The organism is Natronosalvus halobius, from assembly GCF_024138145.1.
Taxonomy (GTDB): Archaea; Halobacteriota; Halobacteria; order Halobacteriales; family Natrialbaceae; genus Natronosalvus; species Natronosalvus halobius.
This window is the reverse complement of the sequence record NZ_CP099997.1, coordinates 48,829-73,252: the sequence shown is the minus strand read 5'-3', so window position 1 is coordinate 73,252 and position 24,424 is coordinate 48,829. Positions and strand designations below refer to the sequence as shown.

Genomic DNA, 24,424 nt, shown 5'->3' with positions numbered 1-24,424 from the left:
TTTGCCGTCAACAGGTGCGACAGCCGCGTCGACGCTGCACGTAGAGCAATCCCGCGAAGAGCGCGACGCTCACGGCGCCCAGCAGCGGTCGCAGCGGATCGACGTACGTCATCAACGCGGAGGAGCCAAAGAGCGCCAGGAGGACCACGTTACAGGTCGGACAGCCGAAGGCGAGGAATCCGCCGACGACCCCGCCGAACGCGGTTCGGTCGTTCGTCGAACCCCCGAGGGTCGCCCGCTGGTAGACGAACGCGCCGGCGAACACCGACGTCGCAACGAGAAACAGGTAGTCGAGGGGCGTCCGAGGGACCATTCGAACGTAGAGTGGGTTCGGGACGAGTCCAGTCACCGTACCGAACAGCAAAAAGACGCCGACGGCGACGCCGACGCTCGTGAGTGCGCGTTTTCGAGTGCTCGAGGAGGCAGTCGTGTCGGCTGTCGTGTCGTCGGGTCGAATGGAGTCCTGCATGTGTGAATCGATGTGCTATACGTCCTATTATTGTGCGTAAATCCCACTAAAGCACCACGATGATGCACCCGTCTCGCGAAAGGCTCGAGGCCCAACAGGAACGACGAACGTCGGACGAACCGCCCGGCAGGGACTCACGACCCCGCTAACCTCGACATCGAACACGTCCGCGGATCGCCTGTTCGGCCGAGGACGAACACCAGCAGGCTGATTCCGGCGAGTCGAAGGAGGTTGCCGTCGAACGGCAGGAGCGCCATCGCTCCGGCGAAGCCCAGGACGCCGAGGACGCCGGCTCCGCAGCTCGCACAGCCCGCGGCGAGCAGCCCCGGTGCGATCCCCACGACCGTTGACGCACTTCGGCGACGAGCGCGACGAACGAGAGCGACCCCGTTCGTCACCGCAACACCCGTCAAGAGGGCGTACAGCGTTAGCAGTCCGAGACCGAGCCAGCCAGAGCTGGCGTACGTCTCCTGTGTGAGCGTCGCGACGGCGAAGAACAGGTCGGCAGGTTCGCTGGTCAACACCTGAATCGAGAACTGCGGAAACGTGCTCAGTACCAGGACGACGTACGTGAACAGCGTCGTCGCGGTGGCGACGGCGAGGCGACCGTCCGAGGTCAGCGGGAACGATAGCGCCTCGCCCAGGTCGTCCAGCCACTCGCGCGTCCGTACCCGTATCCGACGATTCGTCATGCATTTCGAACCTGCTCGATTGCGTCCGCGAAGTTGTCGTACGGCTGCGCCCCGACGATTCTCCCGGCTGCGTCCGTCTCGCGATTGTAGACGACGAAGCCGGGCGTACCCTGAATGCCGGCCGACTGCCCCAGGTCGAGGTCGTCCTGGATCGGGCCTCGAACGGCCTCGGACCGTTCCTCGCGGCAGGCCTCGACGTCGGCCAACGGAACGTCCGCGGTCTCATCAGTGATCGTCGCGAACGCGTCCGCTGTCGCCCAGTCGGAACCCGATTCGGCATCCGACTGTCTCTCGAAGACGCGGTGGTGCCAGTTCCAGTAGGCTGCAGGCGTCTCGTCGGCGACTACGTCCCAGACGCACAGGCTCCACACCATCGCTTCCATGGAGTAGCTCCCGATGGTGGGGTACGGAAGGAGGACGAACCGCGCCGTGCCGGCGTCGATGTACTCCCGACCGAGCTTCGGCAGTGTCTCCGCCTCGAACCGCGCACAGAACGGACAGAGGTAGTCGGTCCAGTAGTAGACGTCGATGGGGGCGTTCAGGTCGCCGGCGATCGGTCGCCCTGCAAGCTCGGCGCCGAAGCCGGTCGTCTCGTCGCTCCGATTGGACATCTCAGGGACGTACGTCTCGTCGCTCGGGTTCGAGTCCGGGCGCGAGGCCAGGTACGTGACCCCGCCGCCGAACGCGAGCGTACCGCCGCCGGCGAGTAGCGCCCGCCGTCGCGTGATGTCCGTGTCGAGGGCCATCGAGTACGTCCTGGATTGGGTGGATCGATGGAAGGGCGTTTTGGTGAATTGCCGACTCAGAGAAACGGGCGTTCCAGGACGGTGCAAGACTCACCCCGGATAGAGCCAGATGCAGGAAGGGCGAAATCGTCGTTCGAAACCGCTCGTATTCTCGAGCTATCGCCACGCTACGCCTCGATTTGACCGCAGAACACGGGCACCGGCCGAGAGACGTCACAGCAGGCTGTCGAAAGAACTTTTCTCGCTGGCCCCACTACTTCACACGAATGACGCTCCCTATCGACCCTGCCGAGATCGACCCCGACGACATCGGCGCGAAACAGACCACCCTCGAGATGGACCACGAGGACGCCATCGAGCACGTGCGCGAGGTGTTCACCGACGCCGGCTTCGGCGTCCCCGTCGAGTTCTCCCCCTCGGAGTTGCTCAACGAGAAGGTCGACGCCGACCGGGATCCCTACTACGTCCTCGGAGCCTGCAACCCGGCCGTCGCGGACGAGGCGCTCGAGGTTTCGAACAACAAAATCGGCGCAATCTTCCCGTGTAACGTCGTCATCTGGGAGGAGTCGCCCGGCACCCAGCGCGTCTACCACGTGAGCATCATGCGCATCGCTCGACTCGTCGGGATGGCTCCGGACGACGACGCGATGGCCGACATCGTGGCCACAACTGGCGAACTGGTGGACGACGCCTTCGCGAACCTCTAATCCCATGGGACACCACACCTTCGACGCTTCGCGAGCGGACAAACTCGAGCGCGCCGAGCGCCGCTACCGATTCTGCTCGAGGGAGGAGTTGTGCTGGGCGGTTGACCCCGAAGAAACCGACACCGTGGCCGACCTCGGGAGCGGGACGGGCTTTTTCACCGACGACGTGGCCCCGCACGTCGAGACGGTGTACGCCGTCGACCTCCAGGAGGCGATGCACGATTACTACCGCGAGAAGGGCGTCCCCGAGAACGTCGACCTCGTGACGGCGAACGTGAGCGACCTCCCGTTCGAGGACGGGGACGTCGACGCCGCGTTCTCGACGATGACCTACCACGAGTTCGCGAGCGAGGCAGCCCTCCAGGAGATCCGACGCGTCCTGGCGCCGGGCGGGCGACTCGCCATCGTCGACTGGGGCGCGAGCGGCACCGGCCAGGACGGCCCGCCGACCGACGAGCGCTACAGCGCCAACGAGGCGACCGAGGCACTCGAGACGGCAGGTTTCGCCATCGAGCACGTGGGGGTCCGTCCGGAGACGTTCTTGCTGGTCGCGACGCTCGAGTAGCGTTCGTCCGAATCGTCTCACTCGAGTAGCGCTCATCCGTATCGCACGTTCGAGCGACGGTCAAACCCGTTTTCGCATCCGTCCCCGGACGAACGGACGCACCGGCGTCACACCGAGGTTCACCCGCTCGAGTTCGAGCACGTCGAAGGCACGGTCGGCCGCGAACAGCGACGCCGTCTGTCGGGTCAGGTGACAGCCACCGGCGGCCCGCTTCCATAGCGGTTCGACCAGCGACTGGACCTGCCCGCGCCAGCCGTCGTCTCGAACGTGCTCGAGAAATCGGAACTCGCCGCCAGGACGGAGGACGCGTTCGACTTCCTCGAGGGCGGCCTCGGCGCCCGGAATCGTACAGAAGACCAGCGAGGCGACGACGACGTCGAAGGACTCGTCCGGGTAGGGAAGCGCCTCGGCCCGAGCGTCGCGCAGGTCGACTGCGAGACCCAGATCGGCGGCCGTCGACGCGGCCTGGCGGCGCATGTGTGGGTCGGGTTCGATGGCGTGGAACGCCGCGTCTCCGTCGGGTACCCGGACGAGGTACGGAAAGAGAGCGCCCGTTCCCGCGCCGACGTCGAGCACCCGGCCCTCGAGGCCGTCGACCAGGTACTCGCGGTGGGGACGAAGCAGGGTTCGTTCGGCGAGTGCAGTCGCCGGATCGTAAATCGCCGCGAGCAGCGGGTGCGAGGAATCGTCCGTCGTCATAGGGTCCGGGTACGTGCCGAAGGGCTATCCGTGTTGGTGGTCCCGTCGCGGACACGACGGGCGACTAACCCAAAAATCACTACCTCCTCCGATTCGTTGAGCATCGTATGAACGTCTCCATCGTCGGCAGCGGCTACGTCGGCACGACGATCGCGGCCTGTCTCGCGGACCTCGGCCACGACGTCACGAACGTCGAGATCGACCAGGACACGGTCGACGCGATCAACGCCGGCGAGGCTCCCATCCACGAATCTGGTCTCGCGGAACGCATCGCCGAGCACGCGGGCGAGCGGCTGCGGGCAACCACCGACTACGGTGCCGTTCGCGACACCGACCTCACCTTTCTCTGCCTGCCGACGCCCCAGCACGACGACGGCAGCCTCGACCTGACGGCCATGCGCGCGGCCTCGGAGTCGCTCGGGGCCGCCCTCGCCGAGAAGGACGGCGACCACATCGTCGTCGTCAAGAGCACCGTCTTGCCGGGGACGACCGAGGACGTCGTCGGCCCGATCGTCAGCGAGGCGAGCGGGCGGGCCGTCGGCGAAGGCCTCGAGCTGGCGATGAACCCCGAGTTTCTTCGAATGGGCACCGCCGTCCAGGACTTCCTCGAGCCCGAGAAAGTCGTCGTCGGGGCGACCGACCCGGCGGCCGCCGACACCCTGTGGGAACTCTACGCTCCCATGCGCGAACGCGGGGCGGACTTCGTCGAAACCGGCGTCCGCGAGGCCGAGTTGATCAAGTACGCCAACAACGCCTTCCTCGCCTCGAAGGTCTCGCTGGTGAACGAACTCGGGAACGTCGCCAAGGCCTACGGCGTCGACGCCTACGAGGTGCTCGACGCCGTCGGACTCGACGACCGCATCTCCGAGCGGTTCATGCGCTCGGGGCTCGGCTGGGGCGGTTCGTGTTTCCCCAAAGACGTCAACGCCCTCCGAGCGGGCGCACGAGAGCAAGGCTACGATCCCGAACTCCTGGACGCCGTCGTCCGCGTTAACGACGGCCAGCCCCGCCGACTCGTCGACCTGCTCTCGAACCACGTCGACCTCGAGGGCGCCCGGATCGCCGTCCTCGGGCTGTCGTTCAAACCCGGGACCGACGACGTCCGGAAGTCCCGCGCGCTCGAGGTCATCGACGCCCTCCTGGAGCGCGGCGCGACCGTCGTCGGGTACGATCCAGTCGCCACCGAAAATCTGCGGTCTACCTACCCCGAGTACGCCGACCGCGACGGCCTCGAGTACGCCGCGAGCGCCGCGGAGGCCCTCGAGGGCGCCGACGGGGCGGTCGTCGCGACCGACTGGCCCGAGTTCGACGACCTCGCGGGGGCGCTCGAAGGGATGTCCAGGCGAGTACTCGTCGACGGGCGTCGAATCGACGTCTCCGAAGCGAAAGCGGATCTCGAGGTCTACGAGGGCCTCACCTGGTGAGTGGCGAGTCGTCAGGGAGGCCGTACTCCGTTCGAGAAGCCGAACACTCACCGAATACACCAGTACGTTTTTCCAATCCGGGCGTCGAGTGCATGCCAATGGACGAGCACGCAGGGATCGAATCCGCCGCTTCCGACGGCGACGCATCACCCGCAGACGAGAATGCTGACGCGGATGGCGACGCGAACGCGGCCCGGGACGACGCCAATGAGGAGTCTGACTCGCCGACCATCGACCACCCACTGCCGCCCGAACAGGTCTGTATTCTGCTCCCCACGCTCGAGGAGGCCGCGACGATCGGAGAGATCGTCGACCGCTTTCGCGAGCGTGGCTACGAGAACGTCCTCGTCGTCGACGGTGACTCGAACGACGGTACGCGTGACATTGCCCGAGAGCGCGGCGCCCGCGTACTGACCCAGTCGGGCTCCGGGAAGGGACAGGCCGTCCGCGAAGCCGTCGAGTACATCGACGCGCGCTACGTCCTCATGCTCGACGGCGACGGCACATACGATCCGGCCGACGCCGAGACGATGCTCGAGCCCCTGGCCCAGGGGTACGAACACGTGATCGGCAATCGGTTCGCCGACATGGACGACGACGCGATGAAGCGCCTCAACGGGTTCGGCAACCGGATGATCAACGGCGCGTTCGGGTTCATCCACGGGGCGCACTACGAGGACATCCTCTCGGGCTATCGCGCGTTCACCCGGGACTCGTTCGAGCGACTCCTGCTCGATTCCGACGGGTTCACCATCGAGACGGAACTCGCCGTCGAGTGCGTCCGCCACGGCGTCGAGACGGCCGTCGTCCCGGTGAGTTACCGGGCGCGACCCGACGAATCGGAGACGAACCTTCACCCCGTCTGGGACGGCGGGACGATCATCCTGACGCTGTACTCGCTGGCGAAGACGAACAACCCGCTGTTTTACTTCGGGAGCGTCGGCGCCGCGTCTGTCATTTCGGGAATCGCCCTCGCGGGCTACGTGCTCTGGCGCTGGATCCAGTTCAACACCGGCCACGAGATCCTCGCGCTCGTCTCCGCGGCCGCGATCTTGCTCGGCGTCCAGTTGCTCATGTTCGGGGTCCTCTCGGACATGATCGTCACCCTCCACCGCGAACAGCGTCGACGCCTCGAGCAGGTTCGCCTCGAGAGCCGCCGGGATCGAGACGATCGATAGAACTGATATCGGCAGCTCTCGAGGCGAGTGGAGACCTGACCAGGGACGTCGAACCGACACGAGCAGAAGGAGCGTCGAACGCACACGATCAGAAGGAGCATCAAGCCGACACGATCAGGACGACAGTCGAACCGAATCGATCAGAACGGGAGCAGCGTCCGGAACTGCCTGAGAAAGCCGCCCGAGTGATTCTTGCGATACTCCTCGAAGACGGGGTGTAAGGCGTTGAGCAACTCCTGTCGGCTCTCGAATCGCTCCCGGTCGACGTGCTCGAGCGCCGTCTCGAGTCCGACCGTATTCCCGTGAACGTCGTAGGGGATGTTGGCATCGCCGAGTGCGGCCGAGACGTCCGTTCTCGAGGCGGGAAACGAGAGATCGGCTCGTTTGAGGCGGGCGTCGACGGCGGCGATGCCGAATTCGATGCTCGTCGGCTCGTCGTCGGGGCCGTTCGTTGGTGGCCGGACTCCCATGAGGTGCCATAACACCTCAGGACCGAAAATGGCTACGCTCTCGAGACGGGTCGAGCACTCACGGACGGTCGTCTGCAGTGGGAATCTTTACGCCGATCCGTCACCCAGTTTCGACACGAGATGACCGAATACACGACGGTCTCGATCCCGAAGGATCTCGCGGCACGCGTCGAGGAGACCATCGAGGGCACGAGCTTTCAGAGTACGAGCGATCTCACCCGGTTTCTCCTGCGGAGCATCGTGATCCAGCACCAGAAGTCCGGTCAACTCACGGAGGCCGAGTTCGAGGAGATCGCCGAACAGCTCCGGGGGCTGGGCTACCTAGAGTGATCGAGCGCATCGCACTTCTCGTCGCGAATAATCCATTGCCCCAAACAGCTCACCTCGAGTGATCGAACACACCGAATCGCCTGAATGACCGATTGCACCGAACTGCCGGCTCCAGGTCGTCGCTCGAGGAATCCACAAAATGTGAGAAACAGCCGGACATCCTCGAGCTATCCGAATTTCCCGGTGATATAGTCCTCGACGCGCTGGCTCTCCGGGTTCTCGAAGAGTTTCGTCGTGTCGTCGAACTCCACGAGTTCCCCGCCGGTGAGGAACACGGCGGTCTTGTCCGAAATCCGGGCGGCCTGTTGCATATTGTGGGTGACGATCACGACGGTGTAGTCGTTCGCCAGTTCCTCGATCAGGTCTTCGATCTTCGAGGTCGCAACGGGGTCGAGCGCGCTCGCTGGCTCGTCCATCAGGATGACCTCCGGGTCGGTCGCGATGGCCCGGGCGATACAGAGGCGCTGTTGCTGGCCACCCGAGAGATCGAGTCCGCTCGAGTCTAGCTGATCCTCGACCTCCTCGAGCAGGGCCGCTCGCTCGAGGGCGGTCCGGACCTGCTCCTCGAGGTCGTCGTCCTTGTCCTGGACCCGGAGTCCGTAGGCGACGTTGTCGAAGATACTCTTCGGGAAGGGATTCGGTTGCTGGAAGATCATCCCGATCTTGCGGCGGAGCGCGACGGGGTCGACGTCGTCGTCGTAGACGTTCTTGCCGTGAAAGAACAGTTCGCCCTCGACGCGGGCGACGTCGATGAGGTCGTTCATGCGGTTGATCGACCGCAGGAATGTCGACTTGCCACAGCCCGAGGGTCCGATGAGCGCCGTCACCCGTCGTTCGGGGATGTCCATCGTGATGCCGTCGAGCGCCTGAGTGTCGCCGTAGAAGACGTCGAGGTCCCGGGACTGGATTACGGGCGACTCGACTCCGGGTGACCCCCGGGGGCTGGCGATTTCGGTCATCGAGGTCACGCCGGAGTCGCCTGTTGCGCCCCTGGAGAGTTCCCCGGATTCGGGTCGATTGGCGGTCATGCGCGGTAAGTCGCTAGTCACCCCTCGAACAGTTACCTGTTGTGGATGCGTAACGCACACTATCGAGAGCAGGGATCGCTCGAGACGGGAGAACACTCGAGACGGGAGAACGCTCGAGACGGGAGAACGCTCGAAACGGGAAACCCGGACGCGATCGTCGGCTGTGGCGAGCGAAGAGTCACTCTCGAGGTTGCCCAGTCGATCCCCGAAGACGTCAGGTCGTTCGTCCGGAAGTCGCCGCTACGATACTTGAGACGGCGTCTCTCGAACTCGTTCCTGCCCGGATTCGAAAATTTCCGCGTACCACTCCGCGGCCAGCGACTCGAGGTCGGCGCTCGCCGCCGTTGCAGAGTGTGACTCCCCCATCCCGCGCCAGGTGACCGACACCCGCGAGATCGGAACCAGCGCCAGGCCGCCCACGGTGACCGGCCCCTCGTTCGTCCGGACGATCCACTCCGTTCGCATCCAGGACGCCGACCGGGTGACCGACTCGACGCTCCCACCGGCGGCGACCCACTCCTCGACGAGCGATTCGGTCACGTGACGGACGCGGCGCTGGCCGAGCCAGTGAGCGGCGATACCGGTGGCGACCAGCAGGCCGAACGCGACGAGGGCAAACTCGAGGCCGCCCGCGGTGAGGTTTGCGGAGGCCGCGAGGCCGGAGGCTACGAGGACGAGGGCGACGACTCGCAGGTCGAAGGCGTTGGGGACGGTGCCGTCCCAGTCGGTTCCGTCTAAATCGGTGCGCGCAGCGGACTCGAGTGACATCTGACGGTCGCTTGTGAGCGAGTTTGGGTAGGTTCGGGGGTGGCCAGATGCACGCGTTAAGTGGGTTCGACGTCGAGTTAGGCCCCGGTCGCGAGGACGATCGAGGTGGTTCACAATCGAAGCCCCGCGTGACCGCGTCGTCCCGGCGAGGGCCTGCCCTCCCCCGGGTCACGGCGCCTCGCTTCGTACGCCGCGCTCGAGCGCCGTTCCCGGCCGTGTGTGGCGTGGCCGTGGCGATGCCGTGCCTGGCGGTGGCGGCCTCTCGAGCAGTAGCGACGATGAGCGACGGCGTACTCGAGCCGCGATTTGGCCCCGGGTGACATCGACGTTAGCGGAAATGTATGTACGCTCGGAACCTAGAGGTGGTATGAGCGACGACTTCGAAATCACCGCCGACCGACCCGACAGCCCGATTCAGACCACCGGGACCGACCACATCACGCTAATCGGCTCGAACACCGAGGACACCATTGCCTACTACCGAGACGTGCTGGGGATGCCCCTCGTCCTGAAACAGCCGAACCTGGACGACCCGACATCGACGCACCTCTTCTTCGACACCGGGGACGGCCGGGTCATCACGTTCTTCGTGAGCGACGACCGCCAGTCGAACCCGTCTCCCCTTCGCCATCAGATCGGTTCGGTCCACCACCTCGCGTTCAGCATCGACCCCGAGCGATTCGTCGACACCCGGGAGGCCCTCGAGGAGGCCGGCTACGGCTACAACGAGTTCGATCGGGGCATCTTCCACTCCCTCTATACCAGGGACAACAACGGCCTGACCATCGAACTCGCCACGGACAAGTTCTCGATTCCCGACGACCGCCGTGCCGAGGTGCTCGCGACGACCCAGCGGATCCGCGAGGAGGACGGCTCGGACTTCGCCGAGGAGCAACACATGGAGGCCGCCCTCGAGGAACTGGGAATCGATGTCGACAAACAGGAACTGCCGGACGCGCCGACGGGAGCGGGCGTCGATAACTGACGCTGGACTATCGACGGCCGCGATCAGGCATCAAGAGGGGGTTCCCTCGACCGAAAACATCGTGAATTCCTCACTCGAGATCAGTCGGTCCACGTAGGGTTCGCGCTCGATTCCCTCGAGAGCCGCCTCGGAGTGGTGGAGTTCGTCGTAGACCTCGAGTTCCCGCGCTTTATCGTAGGCGCTCACGGTGAAGTAGTAATCCGCACCGTGGTAGGCCTCCCGGTAGTTGCCGTCCTCGAACTCCTCGACCAGGACCGCCCCGCCGGCGCCGCCGTCGTAGTTGATCTCGCTCCCGGCCTCGGTGCCGTAGTGAGCGTCGCCGTAGCGGTTGATCCCGTAGCCGAAGCCGGCGTACAGGCGCTCGTCGGCCCGGGTCTCGAGGGCGGTGTCGTAGCCGAACTGCTGCTGTTCGGTGACGTGCTGGGTCGGCTGGTAGATCAGCGGTGACGTGAACAGCGTCACGAGCGTCAGGACGAGACAGGCCGCGACGAAGACGGCGGCGAGTGCGTTCGCACCCGGGGTCGTCAGCGGCCCGGCCAACCAACCGAAGAGGTGTGCGAGGGCGATTCCCGAGAGGATCGTCAGGACGACGTAGATGAAGCCAACCTGTCGGAACGCCATCGTCGGCGTCCCGAGAAAGTAGACCACGAACATGCCGCCGAGGGGCACCAGCGCGAGCGCGAAGTAGGTGACGTACGAGCGACCGTCGGGGTCCAGACTCGTTCGCCCGAGCCACGTCGCGAGGATGAACAGCGCTGCGATAGCCCCGAGCACGGCGGCGACCAGGAACATGATCGCGAACAGTTCGAGCAGGCTACCGCCCAGTTCCGTCAGCGACCCGCTTCGCTGACCGACGGTCGAGCCGGTCCCGATGTCACGGCTGAACAAACCGTAGACGAGCCCCGAGAAGGCACGTCGGAACCGCGCGTTCGCGGCTGCCCAGACCACGAACAGGACGCCGAGCATGACTGCCGGCGCGAACAGCGACGGGTGGTGCACCATCGGATGATCGTCATACCGGCGCTTCGCGAGGAACTGCACCCCGGCGAGCGCCCCGAGGAAGACGACCACGTTGATCATCTGCTGAGGGTGAACTAGCAGGAGTCCGATCCCGGCCAGGAACAGGCAGACGGTGAACGGCGAGATGCCGAGCGGGAGGCGTTCGAGGTCCGACCGACGGCTCACAAGCGCGACGGTCGCGAAGAGGGCTACGGGGACGACGAACAGCGCGTTGGAGTTCGTGTGCGGCCCCATGTGCGTCGCCACGTTGTTGATGGGGAGCACCATCCAGGAGGCGATGGCGGCGAACCCGGCGGCGGCGCCCGTTCCCGAGATGTCGCGTGCGATGAGGGGAACGAACACGACGAACGGGACGAACAGGAGGACGACGGCGATCAGGAGCGCCCGTTCCATCGAGACACCGCCGCCGAGGTGGAGGGTCGTCGCGACGGCGTGGAGCCCGGGGTAGAACAGTTCGTGTGGCTGCATCGTCCCCTGGACGAAGTCCCGGACCCACCCCAGGTGGGTGAGCGAGTCGCCCATCCCCTGGAAGTGGTAGTTACGGATCACCGGCAGGCTGACGATGCTCGTCACCGCGAGCCCGCCAAGGGCGATCCCGCCGGCCTGATACCACCCGCGGGTCCCAATGGTCACGCCAACCGCGACGGCGAGCGCGAGACCGAAGGCGACCCAGGTGAGCGTCGGCGTACCCGTGTAGATCGACGATTCGTACCCCGAGGGTGGGGACCGATGCGCGACGGCGATCGCGGTCGCCACGGCGAGAAAGCCGACCGTGAGGACGAGATCGAGCAGGGTTCGTCTCTGCGTCATCGACTCACCCGCGCGAGGCGACCGTCGACGATGGCTGGCGTGACAGTTCGCATTGGTGAAATGCCTCGAGAAGGGAGGGGTTTGTTATCCTCCGCCTACCCTATCGAAGCAGTCGCGCCACGGGTCGGCCCGGTGGATGACTGGCCAGCGCCCGCTTGCACCCGGCATCGTCCCTCCCCTCCTGCGCCAGGCGTGAGGCGACGCTCGAGACGATGGTGCACGCTAGTAGAGCGGGGGATGCGGGAGTTCAATTTGGCGGTCGAGACGACGATCGAAGGGGCGTCAGAGGCGGATACGAGCGCCTACCAGTCTCTAGGCGGTGATTTCTACGATGCCCAACGCGTCAACGATTGTGCCTGTTTTTACCGTCCTCGGTGGTGGTCACGAGACGACCGGTCGTCACCCTCGAGCCGAAACCGGTGGCGACCCCACTCTTCGACCATGGCATCGATACACATCGACACCCCGACGACGGATGGACGCACCCTTCGAACGACCGTTCGCCCCTCGAACGACCTCGCCCGGTTCTTCACTGGCGATCCGCTCGAGGTCACCTACGACGTCGACATCGAGTCGGTCCCCGACTCGCTGCTCGTCGTCCCGGCGCTGGCTCAGGTCTGTCCCGTCGCCTGGGCCGCGGGCGCGGACGTGTACGTCGATACCGTCGACGCGACGTTCGTCTCGGCGCTCGAGGACGTCCAGGCGGCCATGCTCGAGATGTACGACTTCCTCGAGGGTGGCGACCTCTACGCTCGCGAGGTCGTCGACACGCGTGTATCCAGCGACGACGGCGACGATGAGAACGCGGAGAGCGGCCTCCTCTTCACCGGCGGCGTCGACTCCACGTGCTCGTACGTCCGTCACCGCGAAGAGGAACCCACGCTGATCAGCATCCGCGGCTGGACGATTACGCCCGACAGTTCGGACGACGAGCAGTGGAACCACCTGGTCGACCGGGTGACCGACTTCGCCACCGACCGCAACCTCGAGACCGCCTTCGTCGAGGCCAACATGCTCTCCTTCCTCGACCACCCGATGTTGCTCGCCCACTACAAACGCTACGTCGACGGCGGCTGGTACAGCTCCGTCGGCCACGGCCTCGGCTTGCTGGGGCTCTGTGCCCCGCTGGCCGCCGCACGCGGGATGACGGACCTCTACATGGCCGCCACCCACTGGGAGGGGATCGACCTCGAGTGGGGCTCTCACCCCGACATCGACGACAACGTCCGCTGGGATGGCACCCGGTGTCACCACGACGCCTACGACCTGACCCGTCAGGAGCGCCTCGACGTGCTCGCCGCCTACGCCGAGAGCGACGCCCCTGACCTCGCCCTTCAGACCTGCAACGACCGGATGGACGGCAACTGCGGAGTCTGCGAGAAGTGCTACCGGACGGCCGTCGGCCTCCGACTGGCCGGCCTCGAACCGACCGAACACGGCTACCCGTTCACTGACGACCGGTACCACGACCTCCGACAGGGGCTCGAGGGCGGCCGCTGGATCCTCGGCCAGGACGAGCGCTACATGTGGGCAGACATCCGCGACCGGGTTCGAAAAACGGAGCCGAAAACGGCGGCCGAACGCGCCTTCTTCGCCTGGCTCGAGTCCGCCAGCCTCTCCGAGATCGTCGACAACTCGGGGTCGCCGCTGCGCCACCGCGTCCTTCGAGCGGGCGCCCGCAACGCGCCCGACCCGGTGTACACGACACTGTACCCCGCCTGGAGCGCGGCGAAGGCGAGCTACCAGCGCCTGCTCACCAGACGGTGACCGTGTCCAGGACGCATCCTGCGGATCGGATAATCGGGTGGGACCGGCCCACCGCGGCGCGTGCTGTCGAGCAGCCCGGGCGTAGCGAGGGTCGGTCATCCACGTCGCGCGAGGGGTGAAGAGCGCAGCGAAGCGAGCACCGCATTCGGCTGGAGAGGGCGAGGCTACTCGAGGGACTCTACCCTGGCATTCGGTGAAACCCCTGCTTCAGAAGCAGTGTGCGGGGAATACACTCTCACTGGTGCGACTCACTGTGTGCGAATTGAGTTCCGACGTGAGCATCGATAGAGCCCCCAACTTCATCCGGTGATCGTCGAGTTGTGCTGAATTCGGGGTGTGTCTCGATCACTCTGGTTGATACGGGTTCGTTGCGACGTCGAGTCGGTAGACGTCCTCTGCAGCGTCGAAATCGTCGTCGAACGCGTAGAGGTACCCGAGTCCCTCCGCTTGCATGTACGCGACGATCGCGGCATCAACGAACGAGAAGCACTCGTACTGCCGGAAGAGGGCTTTTGCCGCGGCAAATTCGTCCGCCGTCAGAGAATCGATGTGGAATTGCGTGTTCTCTTCCACCCGATCGAGGAAATCGACAGCGGCGTCGTGACCCGCGTGCGTCGTCAACCCGTTTAGCGTCTCCGCGAGGACGTAGTCGAGAATCACTGCCTCCGGGAGAGCAGCGGTGTCGATTTGCCTGAGGATAGGGAGGGCGGCGTCGTGTGCGCTGTCTTGGCGGTACGCCGCCGCAAAGAGAACGGTTGTATCGACGAGTGCACGCGGCATCTATCTCAGCTACTCGAGGTCGACGCCCCACGCGTCGTGTTGGTTCTCGGCTTCCGTTGCCTGATCGCCGTCGTAGCCGTCGAAGTCGCTGAACGTCCCGGTTCGCTGCTGGACGACCTGTACTCGGAGCGTTCCGTCGTCCTCGACGTGCCAGCGGAGTCTGTCGCCGTCGTCGATCTCGAGTTCCCGTCGGATACGAGCGGGGATATTCGCCTGATTCCCCGACACCTTGCTCTCGGAGTCGACACGCTCACTGCTCATGGGCGAGAATACGAGGCCGCTACTCATAAAGCATAGTGTGCTCCCACACTATCCCGGCAGAGTGACGAATACGTCCGTGGACCTCGTTTGGACCCTGAACCACACGCTTCGAGCCCTCGAAAGTACGTTCGACCTTTGGAACGCGGGTTACAGGACAGATTCTCGAGACTGACCGAACCAGGTTCTCCCCGAAAGCGGTCTCTCGAGGACGAACGAAAACGAGAGGTCGGTTATTCGTCGGTTGTCGAATCCGCGTCGACGGCCGCCTCGTCGATATCCGTCTCGTCAGCGACGTCTACGTCGTCAGCCTCCGTCTCGTCAGCATCCACCCCGAGTTCCGCCGGAATCACGTCGACGCTGGCGACCGCGTCGCTCGCCTCGACGTCCATCACCGTTACGCCCATCGTGTTCCGACCGACGGTCGAAATCTCGCTCGCCCGTGTACGCATGATCTGGCCACGCTCGCTCATCAGGACGAGTTCGTTGTCTTCCGTGACCGCCTTCACCGCCGTCACCGGGCCGTTTCGCTCGTTGGTCTTGATGTCGATCAATCCCTTCCCGTACCGCGACTGGGTCCGGTAGGCCGAGAGCAACGTCCGCTTGCCGTAGCCGTTCTCGGTCACCGTCAGTAACGCACGCTCGTCGCCCTCGTCGGTCGAGACCAGGCCGGCCACGGCGTCGCCGTCCTCGAGTTTGATTCCGTTGACCCCACGGGCGTTCCGACCCATGGACCGAACCTCGTCCTCGTCGAAGCGAATCGTCATCCCCTGTTCGGTCCCGATGACGAGATCCTTCGACCCGTCGGTCACGTCCACGTCGACGAGTTCGTCGCTCTCCTCGAGGCTGGCGGCGATGATGCCCGTCGAGAGGATGTTGTCGAACTCCTCGCCTGCCGTCCGTTTTACGTACCCGTGTTTGGTCACCATCGTCACGTACTCCTCCCCGTCGAAGGCGTCAGTGTCGACGATAGCCGTGATGTCCTCGCCCGGATCGAGGTCGAGGATATTGACGGCGGATTTCCCCCGCGCCGTCCGACTCATCTCTGGGATCTCGTATGTCTTGAGCCGGTAGACCTGGCCGTGATTGGTGAAACACAGCAGGTAGTCGTGGGTGTTCGCCCGGAAGACCGTCGTCACGCGGTCCTCGTCCTTGACGTCCGCACCGATGATTCCCTTGCCGCCCCGACCCTGGGCCTCGAAGTTCTCGATCGGCATCCGCTTGACGTAGTCGTCCTCGGTCATGACGACGAAGACGTCCTCCTGGGGGATCAGGTCCTCGTGGGTCACCGCCCCCATGTCCTCGATGATCGAGGTCCGCCGGTCGTCGGCGTACTCGTCTTTGATCTCGAGTAACTCCTCTTTGATGACCTCGTACAGCGCCGACTCGCTCCCGAGGATCGCCTCGAGGCGTTCGATTTCCGCCGTAACCTCCTCGTACTCGTCCTCGATTTCCGCCGACTCCATCGAGGTGAGGCTCCCGAGTTGCATCCGGACGATGTGCTCGGCCTGCGATTCGGAAAAGTCGAAGGTTTCCTCGAGCCCCGTTCGCGCCTCGTCGCGGTCCTCGGAGTCCTGGATGAGGTCGACCACGTCGTCGATGTTCTCGAGCGCCTTCAGACGGCCCTCGAGGATGTGCGCGCGGTCTTCCGCCTCCGCGAGGTCGTACTCGCTGCGCCGTCGGACGACCTCCTTTCGGTGGGAGATGTACTCCTGGAGCGTCTCCCTGAGCGTCAACACCTTCGGCTGGCCGTCGACCAGCGCGAGGTTGATGACGCCGAAGGTTCGCTCGAGGTGGTTCTCGAGCAGTCGGTTCTTGACGACGTCCGTGTTCGCACCACGCTTGAGTTCGATCACGATGCGAACGCCGTCGCGGTCGGACTCGTCGCGCAGGTCCGAGATGCCCTCGAGAGCGCCCTCGGTGACGTCCTCGGCGATGCGCTCGACCAGACGGGCCTTGTTCGCCTGGTAGGGCACTTCGGTGACGACGATGCGCTCGCGATCACGCTTCCACTCCTCGACCTCGAACTCGGCGCGAACGCGGATCCGCCCGCGGCCGGTCTTGTACGCCGAGTAAATTGCGTCACGGCCGACGATGTTGGCCCCCGTCGGGAAGTCCGGACCCTTGACGTGTTCCATCAGATCCTCGACGGTCGCGTCGGGGTTGTCGATGAGTTCGACCGTCGCGTCGATCACCTCTCCTAAATTGTGCGGCGGGATGTTCGTCGACATCCCGACGGCGATTCCCGACGAGCCGTTCACGAGGAGGTTCGGGAACGCCGCCGGGAGCACGTCCGGCTCCTGAAGGCGGTCGTCGTAGTTCGAGGAGAAGTCGACCGTGTCCCTGTCGATGTCCTCGAGCAACTCCTCGGCGATGGCGGCCATGCGGGCCTCCGTGTATCGCTGGGCGGCTGGCGGGTCGCCGTCCATCGAACCGAAGTTCCCCTGGCCGTCTACGAGCGGGTAGCGCATCGAGAAGTCCTGGGCCATCCGGACCAGGGTGTCGTAGATCGCCCGGTCGCCGTGGGGGTGGAAGTCACCCATCGTCTCCCCGACGATCGAGGAGGACTTGCGGTGACTCGAGCGACTCGAGACGCCCATCTCGTGCATCGCGTAGAGGATGCGCCGGTGGACGGGTTTGAGGCCGTCTTCGACCCGGGGGAGGGCGCGTCCGGCGATGACGCTCATCGCGTAGTCGATGTAGCTCTGCTCCATCTCGTCTTCGATGCGGACCGGTTCGACTGAGGCCGCGTCGATGTCGCTGGGGTCTGGCACTTCGGAACTCATCGCTCGAAGGACACCTCTGTTCGTCGTGGCTGGCTCATCGTCGATCGGAATGTGGCTGAATACATTGGTGGCGTTTGCTGACGTCTATATGTCGATCCACTCTGCCTCGGGGGCGTGGTCCTTGATGAACTGCTTTCGCGGCTCGACGGCATCGCCCATCAGTACCGAGAACATGCGATCGGCCGCCGCCGCGTCCTCGACCGCGATTTGCTTGAGGATGCGGTTGTCCGGATTCATCGTCGTACTCCAGAGCTGCTCGGGGTTCATTTCGCCGAGCCCCTTGAAGCGCTGGACCTGCGTCGGGTTGCCGTTGCACTTCTCCTCGACGATCTCGTCGCGCTCGGCGTCGGTCATCGCGTCGTAGGTCTCCCCACGGTACCGGATGCGGTACAGCGGCGGCTGGGTCGCGTAGACGTAGCCACCCTCGAGCAGCGGGCGCATGTGCCGGTAGAAGAACGTCAGCAGCAGGGTCCGGATGTGGGCCCCGTCGACGTCGGCGTCGGTCGCCATGATGATCTTCTTGTACCGGATGTTGTCGATGTCGAACTCTTCGCCGATCCCCGCGCCGATGGCGGTGATCATGTTCCGAATCTCTTCGTTCTCGAGGATGCGATCCAGTCGGTGCTTCTCGACGTTGAGGATCTTCCCCTTGATGGGGAGAACGGCCTGGAACTCCGGATTTCGGGCCTGTTTCGCGCTGCCGCCCGCGGAGTCACCCTCCGCGATGAACAGTTCGGCCTCGTCGGGATCTTTGGTCTGACAGTCCGCGAGTTTGCCGGGGAGAGACGTCGACTCGAGGGCGGATTTTCGTCGCGTGAGCTCCTCTGCCTTCTTCGCGGCCTTGCGGGCTTTCGCGGCCTCGACGGCCTTCATCACGATGGCCTGGGCGGTGTCTGGGTGTTCCTCGAAGTACGTCGACAGCCCGTCGTGCATCGCGCTCTCGACGATACCCCGCACCTCCGAGTTGCCGAGTTTCGTCTTCGTCTGCCCTTCGAACTGCGGATCGGGGTGTTTGATCGAGATGACTGCGGTGAGCCCCTCACGAATGTCGTCGCCGCGGAGGTTCTCCTCGAGGTCCGAGAGCAGGCCGTTTTCGCCCCCATAGTCGTTGACTACGCGGGTGAGGGCGGTCTTGAACCCAGTCAGGTGTGTCCCGCCCTCGCGCGTGTTGATGTTGTTGGCGAAAGCGTGGATCGAGCCCTGGAGCTCCTCGGTGGCCTGCATCGCCACCTCGACCTGGATGTTCTGGGCGTCGTCCTCGAAGTAGATAACGTCGTCGTGGAGGGAGGATCGCGTCTCGTTGAGGTACTCGACGAACTCGCGAATCCCACCTTCGTAGACGTACGTATCCTCGACTGGCTGCCCCTCGTCGTCCGTCTCGCGTTCGTCCCGAAGCGTGATCCGAACGCCGGAGTTCAGAAACGCGAGTTCGCGGAGCCGATTCGAGAGCGTCGAGAAGGAGAACTCGGTCGTCTCGAAGATGTCGCGGTCGGGCCAGAAGGTGATCTGGGTACCCGTCTCTTCGTCGGGTTCGAGGTCGCGAACCCGCTCCATGTCCCCCTGTGGCTCGCCGTTCTCGAACGCGTGGGAGAAGACACCGCCGTCGCGCTTGACGGTCACCTCGAAGCGTCCTGAGAGGGCGTTGACGACGGAGACGCCGACGCCGTGGAGACCCCCGGAGACCTGGTAGGACTTGTTATCGAACTTCCCACCGGCGTGGAGGACGGTGAGAATGACCTCGAGGGCCGGGCGGTCGTACTCCTCGTGGGTGTCGACGGGGATGCCACGGCCGTCGTCGGCGACGCTCACCGCACCGTCCTCGTGGATGGTCACGGTGATGTCGTCGCAGTGGCCGGCCAGCGCCTCGTCGATGGAGTTGTCCACGACCTCGTAGACGAGGTGGTGGAGTCCCCGCGTATCCGTCGAACCGATGTACATCGCCGGTCGCTTTTGGACCGCTTCCAGGCCCTCTAGGACCTGGATTTGTCCGGCGCCGTACTCGCTATCTTGAGACATACAAAACCTGATTGCGGGTAGTGGTCGGGGGGTAATAAAAGTCACGTACGCGCGCGAGCGCGCGGATTTCGGCCGACTGTCACGTATGCGACACACGAGTATTCACCTACGCCTCGAGTCGAGTACGACTCGTCGAACCGCTCGCCCCGGGTGCGCAGAAACAACCGCGAACGGAACGCACGAAGAGACCAGGCACCGGCCGCCTCGAGCCTCGATCACTTTCACTACGGTAACGCACACCTTTTACCCCCGCCGCTACAACAGAACGACGATGACGTCGCTACAGTCGACACTCGGCGACGAGCCGGGGATCGCCGAGGAACTCGCTGACAACCAGCGAGCGATCTCCATCGCCGAGTTCTTCGAAAAGAACAAGCACATGCTGGGCTTCGACAGCGGTGCTCGCGGGCTCGTCACGGCCGTCAAAGAGGCCGTCGACAACGCTCTCGACGCCGCCGAAGAGTCCAGCATTCTCCCCGATATCTACGTCGAGATCCAGGAAGCCGACGACTACTATCGCCTGATCGTCGAGGATAACGGACCGGGAATCACGAAAGAATCGCTCCCGAAGGTCTTCGGAAAACTCCTCTACGGCTCTCGGTTCCACGCTCGCGAACAGGCCCGTGGCCAGCAGGGGATCGGTATCTCCGCGGCAGTGCTCTACTCCCAGCTCACGAGCGGCAAACCCGCGAAGATCACCAGCCGAACCCAGGGGTCGAGCGAGGCCGAGTACTTCGAGTTGATCGTCGACACCGACGAGAACGAACCCGAGATCAGCGTCGCGGAGACGACGTCGTGGGACCGCCCCCACGGCACCCGAATCGAACTCGAGATGGAGGCCAACATGCGCGCTCGCGCCCAGCTCCACGACTACTTCAAGCACACCGCGGTCGTCAATCCCCACGCCCGCCTCGAGTTGCGCGAGCCCACGGCACACTTCAAATTCGAGCGTGCGACCGATCAGCTCCCCGAGGAGACCGAGGAGATCCGTCCCCACCCCCACGGGGTCGAACTGGGAACGGTGATCAAGATGCTCGCCGCAACCGACTCTCACTCCGTCTCGGGGTTCCTCCAGGAGGAGTTCACTCGCGTCGGCAAGAAGACGGCCAATTCGATCATCGACGAGTTCCGCGACCGCCACTACGGCCGCGAGATGGCCTGGAAACCGCCAGCGAGCCACGAGGCGGCGGACGTCGCCGCCGCCGTCGAAAACTCCACGGCAAACAAGGGAGCCAACGCGACGACTGACTTTGCCAACGGAATCGCGGACGCCGTCTCGAGTCGGGATCGAATCTCCCACCACGAACTGTCGACGGTCGTCGAGGAGGTCGCCGACGAGGTCGGTGACGAGTACGGCACGACGTTCGGGTCGACCGTTCGCGAGAAGGCGCTCGAATCGGCGTGGTCCGCGCTCGTCGGGCACGATGAGGTGGACGACCAGGACGGCGACGACGACCAGAACGGCGCAGACGCCACGACCCCGGAAGACGTCTCCCGCATCGTCGCCGACCTCTACGAACTCAGCGACGACGCCACGAGCACCCGGAAGGACGACGAGGTCGTCCACGCCTTCGCCGTCCGTCTGGCCGGCACGTTCGAGGACCTCGAGGACGACCGACACCGACTCACCAGGAAGGCTCTCGAGTCCGCCGTCGACCGAGCCGCGGACCTGACCGAGGAGTACGACGACGTGGCGTTCGGCGACACTGCCCGCGAAAACGTCGTCGAAGCGATATGGGACGTAATGGTGACCGTCCCGGACGACACGCCGCTCGTTCGCGAACTCGCGAGCGACCGGGACGCCGCCAGCGACCTCGTCGAGGGAATGCGCGCGACGAACATCATGGCCCCGCCGACACGGTGTCTCTCGCCGATCACGGCCGACCTGGTCGAAGCCGGATTGAAGAAGGAGTTCGACGCGGACTTCTACGCGGCGGCGACTCGCGACGCGGGCGTCTCCGGCGGCGACCCGTTCATCGTCGAGGCCGGCATCGCCTACGGTGGTGACCTCCCGGCCGAGGGAACCGCCGACGTCCTCCGGTTCGCGAACCGGGTGCCGCTCGTCTACCAGCGCGGTGCCTGTGCTACCACCGACGTCGTCAAGAGCATCGGCTGGCGCAACTACGGCCTCGACCAGCCCGGGGGCTCCGGGATACCGACCGGACCCGCCGTGATCATGGTCCACGTCGCCTCGACGAACGTCCCCTTCACGAGCGAGTCCAAAGACGCCATCGCGAACGTCCCCGAGATCGAAGACGAGATCGAACTCGCCATCCGGGAGGCCGCCCGCGAACTCAAGCGCTACCTCAACAAACGGCGCTCGATGCAAAAGCGCCGGAAGAAACAGAACGTCCTGGGCAAGATTCTCCCGGAGATGGCCGAGAAGGTCGCGGAGGTGACGGGGCGCAACCAGCCCAACATCGACGACGCCGTGGCGCGGATCATGAACAACGTCCTGGTCGAGCGTCACCTGGAGGGTGTTGACGGTGACGACGACGCCGGCGATGGCGACGGCGACGCATCGACGGTCAAACTCGTCGTCGAGAACCACTCGAGCACGAACGAGACCCTCGAGATAACCGACATCGTCTCCGCAGAACCGCGGAACCTCTCCGACGGCGCCTCGGCCGTCGAGATGGACGGCGAGTGGTTCGTCTCCTGGGAGGCGGACGTTCCCGGCGGCGAGGAGGCGACTCTCGAGTACGAAGTCTCGAGCGAGGCGACGTTCGACATCGACGTCAAAGGCGTCGACGCGGAAAAACTGACGATCACATCATGAGCACAGACGAATCACAGGCCAGAGAACAGTTGATCGACCTCGCCGCCCAGTTCTACGACCAGTTCGAACTGGGCGAAATTCCCCACATGGAGGTTCCGACCCGATCGAAGAGCAACATCGAACTCGACGAGGAGGCTAACGTCTGGGTGTACGGCGACCGAACATCGACCCGGAGTGCGAACTCCGTTCGCGGCGCCCGGAAGCTTCTCAAGGCCGTCTTCACCATCGAGTTCCTGGCAAATCAGCTCGAGGAGGATCGCTCCTCGACCCTGCGTGAACTGTACTACCTCTCGGAAAGTTGGGACAACGAGGAGGCCCAGTTCAACGACCAGGACGAGTCCAACGGCCTGGTCGAGGACCTAGAGATCGTCTCCGGGGTCACCCGCGAGGACTTCCACATGCGTCCGGAGGAGTCCGGCGCGAAGGTGATGGGGCCGCTGCACATCCGCGAGCAGACGAAGCGGGGCGACCGCGACATCCACTGCCAGCTCGACGTGGGGCAGGGCGGTTACCAGATCCCGAACAACCCCGACACGATCGAGTTCCTCGACCACGACGCCGAGTTCGTCCTCTGCGTGGAGACCGGTGGTATGCGCGACCGCCTCGTCGAGAACGGCTTCGACGAGGAGTACGACACCATCATCGTCCACCTCGGGGGCCAGCCCGCACGAGCCACGCGCCGACTGACGAAGCGCTTCCACGACGAACTCGGCCTCCCCGTGGTGGTGTTCACCGACGGCGACCCGTGGTCGTACCGCATCTTCGGCTCCGTCGCCTACGGCTCGATCAAGTCCGCCCACCTCTCTGAGTACCTGGCGACGCCCGAAGCGCAGTTCATCGGCATCCAGCCCGCCGACATCGTCGAGTACGACCTCCCGACCGATCCCCTCTCGGACTCGGACATCAACGCTCTCGAGAACGAACTCACCGATCCTCGCTTCCAGACCGACTACTGGAAGGAACAGATCGAACTGCAACTCGAAATCGGGAAGAAGGCCGAGCAGCAGGCCCTCGCCTCGCGCGGCCTGGACTTCGTGACGGACACGTACCTGCCGGAGCGACTCGAGGAGATGGGCGTCCTCTGATTGTCAGTTCGTTTTCACTTCTGCGTTCGACTCCGTTTCTTCGGCCGCCAGACCATTGTCTACGTCCACCTCGAGCGCGTCGCGGATCGAACCGGCGGAGGGATCAGCGTAGGCACAACGGTCGCAGTAGCAGTTCGAGCCCTCGTTCGTCGTGACGATCGGTACGCCGGCGACGATCAGTTCCTGTCGGTAGGTTCGTTCGACGCCATCGACGACCGGCTCGAGACAGCCCGTACAGCGTTTTTCGGGGGCGTGAACACTCCGCTCCTCGATCGACCTCGTCCGACCGTTCGTCGTGATCGGTTTTCGACGCTCGAGACGGCTCCTGGCTGGCGGCGAGACGACGACCCCGGCACCGAGAACGAGCGCGCCGACCAGGAACCCGCCGAGACTCGCGCTCGAGGCGACGATCCAGAGCCCGAGTGCGAGGAGGGAGAGCGATACGAGCGCTGAGAACCACCTCGAGCGTCGTTCCGGTTCGTTTCCCGCTCGGGCGGACGGACTCGCCCGCTCGCGAGTGGGCGAATCCGCCGACGGCGAATCGTCGGCGTGGAGCACTGTCCGCTCGGTTCGGTCGTAGTAACAGATCGCCGCGTAGATCACGTTCGCGAGTCCCATCGTCCACCAGACCGTGATCGCCGCGATCAGCAGGTGGGTTCGCGTGGAACCGAGGCTCCGTCGCACGAGGGTCGCACTGTCGTCCGTTCGGTCCTCGACTCGCCAGCCGTCTTCGACGTGTCGTCGGACGCGGCGGCGGAGTCGTGCTCGCTGGTCGGGGGTCGCAGTTGACCGCGGGACGGACGACCCCCGCGAGCGAACGGCCCACTGCAGCAGTTCGGTCACGGCTCCGCTCGAGGTCGTTCGATCCCGGCTGGAATCGCCGACGTCACCGTCGACGGCCGTCCCGCACTGGCCACAGAAGTTCGCTCGCCTGGAGAGCCGTTCCCCGCAGGATTCACAGAACCGACTCGAGGCTCGAGATCCGTCCATCACCGGTGAATAGGGGCCGCGCGACGTAATTATTGTGGAATATACATGTTGTGCTGACGGTCACGTGGATGG

At 64.7% G+C, this 24,424-nt stretch carries 22 protein-coding genes; 9 read left to right on the top strand and 13 right to left on the bottom strand.

All coding sequences use genetic code 11. The features are described 5' to 3' along the window. Window positions 1-7 precede the first annotated feature (7 nt). From NGM15_RS00370 to NGM15_RS00360, 3 genes are all read right to left on the bottom strand, one after another. Window positions 8-469: a hypothetical protein gene (locus NGM15_RS00370; RefSeq protein WP_253433785.1), complete on the bottom strand. Its 462-nt coding sequence runs from the start codon at window positions 467-469 to the stop codon at window positions 8-10. Between the two features lie 134 nt (window positions 470-603). Next, window positions 604-1,161: a hypothetical protein gene (locus NGM15_RS00365; protein WP_253433782.1), complete on the bottom strand. Its 558-nt coding sequence runs from the start codon at window positions 1,159-1,161 to the stop codon at window positions 604-606. Next, window positions 1,158-1,907, bottom strand: a complete 750-nt coding sequence (locus tag NGM15_RS00360; protein WP_253433779.1) for a DsbA family protein — start codon at window positions 1,905-1,907, stop codon at window positions 1,158-1,160. Before NGM15_RS00360 ends, NGM15_RS00365 begins: the two co-directional genes overlap by 4 nt. A 266-nt stretch (window positions 1,908-2,173) precedes the next feature. Here NGM15_RS00360 and NGM15_RS00355 point away from each other — a divergent pair, with 266 nt between their 5' ends. Together NGM15_RS00355 and NGM15_RS00350 are read left to right on the top strand one after the other, a co-directional pair. Beyond that, the gene (locus tag NGM15_RS00355) at window positions 2,174-2,614 is read left to right on the top strand and encodes a DUF302 domain-containing protein (protein ID WP_253433778.1); all 441 of its coding nucleotides are present in this window, start codon (window positions 2,174-2,176) and stop codon (window positions 2,612-2,614) included. 4 nt (window positions 2,615-2,618) lie between these two features. After that, window positions 2,619-3,179: a class I SAM-dependent methyltransferase gene (locus NGM15_RS00350; protein WP_253433776.1), complete on the top strand. Its 561-nt coding sequence runs from the start codon at window positions 2,619-2,621 to the stop codon at window positions 3,177-3,179. A 60-nt stretch (window positions 3,180-3,239) separates the two neighbouring features. Here the strand turns inward: NGM15_RS00350 and NGM15_RS00345 are convergent, their stop codons facing one another. Beyond that, window positions 3,240-3,878 (bottom strand): class I SAM-dependent methyltransferase, encoded by a 639-nt coding sequence (locus tag NGM15_RS00345; protein WP_253433775.1) that lies wholly within the window; start codon window positions 3,876-3,878, stop codon window positions 3,240-3,242. Window positions 3,879-3,985: 107 nt separating this feature from the next. On the opposite strand from NGM15_RS00345, the gene aglM reads away from it, so the two are divergent. Together aglM and aglJ are read left to right on the top strand one after the other, a co-directional pair. Continuing rightward, complete coding sequence (gene aglM, locus NGM15_RS00340) at window positions 3,986-5,302, top strand: UDP-glucose 6-dehydrogenase AglM (RefSeq protein WP_253433773.1); 1,317 nt, start codon at window positions 3,986-3,988, stop codon at window positions 5,300-5,302. A gap of 98 nt (window positions 5,303-5,400) precedes the next feature. Then, a complete protein-coding gene (aglJ, locus tag NGM15_RS00335; protein ID WP_253433771.1) occupies window positions 5,401-6,480 on the top strand; it encodes an S-layer glycoprotein N-glycosyltransferase AglJ in 1,080 nt (359 codons plus the stop codon). Between the two features lie 140 nt (window positions 6,481-6,620). Here the strand turns inward: aglJ and NGM15_RS00330 are convergent, their stop codons facing one another. Next, entirely contained in the window at window positions 6,621-6,950 is a 330-nt protein-coding gene (locus NGM15_RS00330) for a DUF5789 family protein (RefSeq protein ID WP_253433769.1), read from the bottom strand. Window positions 6,951-7,070: 120 nt separating this feature from the next. Between NGM15_RS00330 and NGM15_RS00325 the strand changes: the two genes are divergently transcribed. Continuing rightward, window positions 7,071-7,280: a ribbon-helix-helix domain-containing protein gene (locus NGM15_RS00325; protein WP_253433767.1), complete on the top strand. Its 210-nt coding sequence runs from the start codon at window positions 7,071-7,073 to the stop codon at window positions 7,278-7,280. Window positions 7,281-7,447: 167 nt separating this feature from the next. Here NGM15_RS00325 and pstB read toward each other — a convergent pair whose 3' ends face one another. Then, the gene (gene pstB / locus NGM15_RS00320) at window positions 7,448-8,308 is read right to left on the bottom strand and encodes a phosphate ABC transporter ATP-binding protein PstB (protein WP_253433766.1); all 861 of its coding nucleotides are present in this window, start codon (window positions 8,306-8,308) and stop codon (window positions 7,448-7,450) included. Window positions 8,309-8,548: 240 nt separating this feature from the next. Next, window positions 8,549-9,076: a hypothetical protein gene (locus NGM15_RS00315; RefSeq protein ID WP_253433764.1), complete on the bottom strand. Its 528-nt coding sequence runs from the start codon at window positions 9,074-9,076 to the stop codon at window positions 8,549-8,551. Between the two features lie 367 nt (window positions 9,077-9,443). Between NGM15_RS00315 and NGM15_RS00310 the strand changes: the two genes are divergently transcribed. After that, the gene (locus tag NGM15_RS00310; protein ID WP_253433761.1) at window positions 9,444-10,061 is read left to right on the top strand and encodes a VOC family protein; all 618 of its coding nucleotides are present in this window, start codon (window positions 9,444-9,446) and stop codon (window positions 10,059-10,061) included. Between the two features lie 30 nt (window positions 10,062-10,091). Here NGM15_RS00310 and NGM15_RS00305 read toward each other — a convergent pair whose 3' ends face one another. After that, on the bottom strand, window positions 10,092-11,891 hold the full coding sequence (locus NGM15_RS00305) for a DUF6541 family protein (RefSeq protein WP_253433758.1): 1,800 nt from the start codon (window positions 11,889-11,891) through the stop codon (window positions 10,092-10,094). A 441-nt stretch (window positions 11,892-12,332) separates the two neighbouring features. Between NGM15_RS00305 and NGM15_RS00300 the strand changes: the two genes are divergently transcribed. Then, window positions 12,333-13,658, top strand: coding sequence for a hypothetical protein (locus tag NGM15_RS00300; protein WP_253433755.1), 1,326 nt, complete (start codon window positions 12,333-12,335; stop codon window positions 13,656-13,658). A 345-nt stretch (window positions 13,659-14,003) separates the two neighbouring features. Here the strand turns inward: NGM15_RS00300 and NGM15_RS00295 are convergent, their stop codons facing one another. From NGM15_RS00295 to gyrB, 4 genes are all read right to left on the bottom strand, one after another. Beyond that, window positions 14,004-14,438 carry a type II toxin-antitoxin system VapC family toxin gene (locus NGM15_RS00295; RefSeq protein WP_253433752.1) on the bottom strand — a complete coding sequence of 145 codons (435 nt, stop codon included), beginning with the start codon at window positions 14,436-14,438 and terminating at the stop codon, window positions 14,004-14,006. 9 nt (window positions 14,439-14,447) lie between these two features. Continuing rightward, the gene (locus tag NGM15_RS00290) at window positions 14,448-14,699 is read right to left on the bottom strand and encodes an AbrB/MazE/SpoVT family DNA-binding domain-containing protein (protein WP_253433749.1); all 252 of its coding nucleotides are present in this window, start codon (window positions 14,697-14,699) and stop codon (window positions 14,448-14,450) included. 230 nt (window positions 14,700-14,929) lie between these two features. Continuing rightward, window positions 14,930-17,482 carry a DNA gyrase subunit A gene (gene gyrA, locus NGM15_RS00285; RefSeq protein WP_253433746.1) on the bottom strand — a complete coding sequence of 851 codons (2,553 nt, stop codon included), beginning with the start codon at window positions 17,480-17,482 and terminating at the stop codon, window positions 14,930-14,932. A gap of 84 nt (window positions 17,483-17,566) precedes the next feature. Next, on the bottom strand, window positions 17,567-19,498 hold the full coding sequence (gene gyrB, locus NGM15_RS00280; RefSeq protein WP_253433743.1) for a DNA topoisomerase (ATP-hydrolyzing) subunit B: 1,932 nt from the start codon (window positions 19,496-19,498) through the stop codon (window positions 17,567-17,569). A 271-nt stretch (window positions 19,499-19,769) separates the two neighbouring features. Here gyrB and NGM15_RS00275 point away from each other — a divergent pair, with 271 nt between their 5' ends. Together NGM15_RS00275 and NGM15_RS00270 are read left to right on the top strand one after the other, a co-directional pair. Beyond that, window positions 19,770-22,277, top strand: coding sequence for a DNA topoisomerase VI subunit B (locus NGM15_RS00275; RefSeq protein WP_253433740.1), 2,508 nt, complete (start codon window positions 19,770-19,772; stop codon window positions 22,275-22,277). Continuing rightward, entirely contained in the window at window positions 22,274-23,362 is a 1,089-nt protein-coding gene (locus tag NGM15_RS00270) for a DNA topoisomerase IV subunit A (protein ID WP_253433736.1), read from the top strand. The genes NGM15_RS00275 and NGM15_RS00270 overlap by 4 nt, the downstream gene beginning before the upstream one ends. A gap of 3 nt (window positions 23,363-23,365) precedes the next feature. Here the strand turns inward: NGM15_RS00270 and NGM15_RS00265 are convergent, their stop codons facing one another. Next, window positions 23,366-24,352 (bottom strand): zinc ribbon domain-containing protein, encoded by a 987-nt coding sequence (locus NGM15_RS00265; RefSeq protein WP_253433733.1) that lies wholly within the window; start codon window positions 24,350-24,352, stop codon window positions 23,366-23,368. Window positions 24,353-24,424: the final 72 nt, after the last annotated feature.

Excerpts from the sequence above, each read along its gene's own strand:
- NGM15_RS00370 (WP_253433785.1), bottom strand. The coding sequence starts at position 469 with ATGCAGGACTCCATTCGACCCGACGACACGACAGCCGACACGACTGCC.
- NGM15_RS00365 (WP_253433782.1), bottom strand. The coding sequence starts at position 1,161 with ATGACGAATCGTCGGATACGGGTACGGACGCGCGAGTGGCTGGACGAC.
- NGM15_RS00360 (WP_253433779.1), bottom strand. The coding sequence starts at position 1,907 with ATGGCCCTCGACACGGACATCACGCGACGGCGGGCGCTACTCGCCGGC.
- NGM15_RS00355 (WP_253433778.1), top strand. The coding sequence starts at position 2,174 with ATGACGCTCCCTATCGACCCTGCCGAGATCGACCCCGACGACATCGGC.
- NGM15_RS00350 (WP_253433776.1), top strand. The coding sequence starts at position 2,619 with ATGGGACACCACACCTTCGACGCTTCGCGAGCGGACAAACTCGAGCGC.
- NGM15_RS00345 (WP_253433775.1), bottom strand. The coding sequence starts at position 3,878 with ATGACGACGGACGATTCCTCGCACCCGCTGCTCGCGGCGATTTACGAT.
- aglM (WP_253433773.1), top strand. The coding sequence starts at position 3,986 with ATGAACGTCTCCATCGTCGGCAGCGGCTACGTCGGCACGACGATCGCG.
- aglJ (WP_253433771.1), top strand. The coding sequence starts at position 5,401 with ATGGACGAGCACGCAGGGATCGAATCCGCCGCTTCCGACGGCGACGCA.
- NGM15_RS00330 (WP_253433769.1), bottom strand. The coding sequence starts at position 6,950 with ATGGGAGTCCGGCCACCAACGAACGGCCCCGACGACGAGCCGACGAGC.
- NGM15_RS00325 (WP_253433767.1), top strand. The coding sequence starts at position 7,071 with ATGACCGAATACACGACGGTCTCGATCCCGAAGGATCTCGCGGCACGC.
- pstB (WP_253433766.1), bottom strand. The coding sequence starts at position 8,308 with ATGACCGCCAATCGACCCGAATCCGGGGAACTCTCCAGGGGCGCAACA.
- NGM15_RS00315 (WP_253433764.1), bottom strand. The coding sequence starts at position 9,076 with ATGTCACTCGAGTCCGCTGCGCGCACCGATTTAGACGGAACCGACTGG.
- NGM15_RS00310 (WP_253433761.1), top strand. The coding sequence starts at position 9,444 with ATGAGCGACGACTTCGAAATCACCGCCGACCGACCCGACAGCCCGATT.
- NGM15_RS00305 (WP_253433758.1), bottom strand. The coding sequence starts at position 11,891 with ATGACGCAGAGACGAACCCTGCTCGATCTCGTCCTCACGGTCGGCTTT.
- NGM15_RS00300 (WP_253433755.1), top strand. The coding sequence starts at position 12,333 with ATGGCATCGATACACATCGACACCCCGACGACGGATGGACGCACCCTT.
- NGM15_RS00295 (WP_253433752.1), bottom strand. The coding sequence starts at position 14,438 with ATGCCGCGTGCACTCGTCGATACAACCGTTCTCTTTGCGGCGGCGTAC.
- NGM15_RS00290 (WP_253433749.1), bottom strand. The coding sequence starts at position 14,699 with ATGAGCAGTGAGCGTGTCGACTCCGAGAGCAAGGTGTCGGGGAATCAG.
- gyrA (WP_253433746.1), bottom strand. The coding sequence starts at position 17,482 with ATGAGTTCCGAAGTGCCAGACCCCAGCGACATCGACGCGGCCTCAGTC.
- gyrB (WP_253433743.1), bottom strand. The coding sequence starts at position 19,498 with ATGTCTCAAGATAGCGAGTACGGCGCCGGACAAATCCAGGTCCTAGAG.
- NGM15_RS00275 (WP_253433740.1), top strand. The coding sequence starts at position 19,770 with ATGACGTCGCTACAGTCGACACTCGGCGACGAGCCGGGGATCGCCGAG.
- NGM15_RS00270 (WP_253433736.1), top strand. The coding sequence starts at position 22,274 with ATGAGCACAGACGAATCACAGGCCAGAGAACAGTTGATCGACCTCGCC.
- NGM15_RS00265 (WP_253433733.1), bottom strand. The coding sequence starts at position 24,352 with ATGGACGGATCTCGAGCCTCGAGTCGGTTCTGTGAATCCTGCGGGGAA.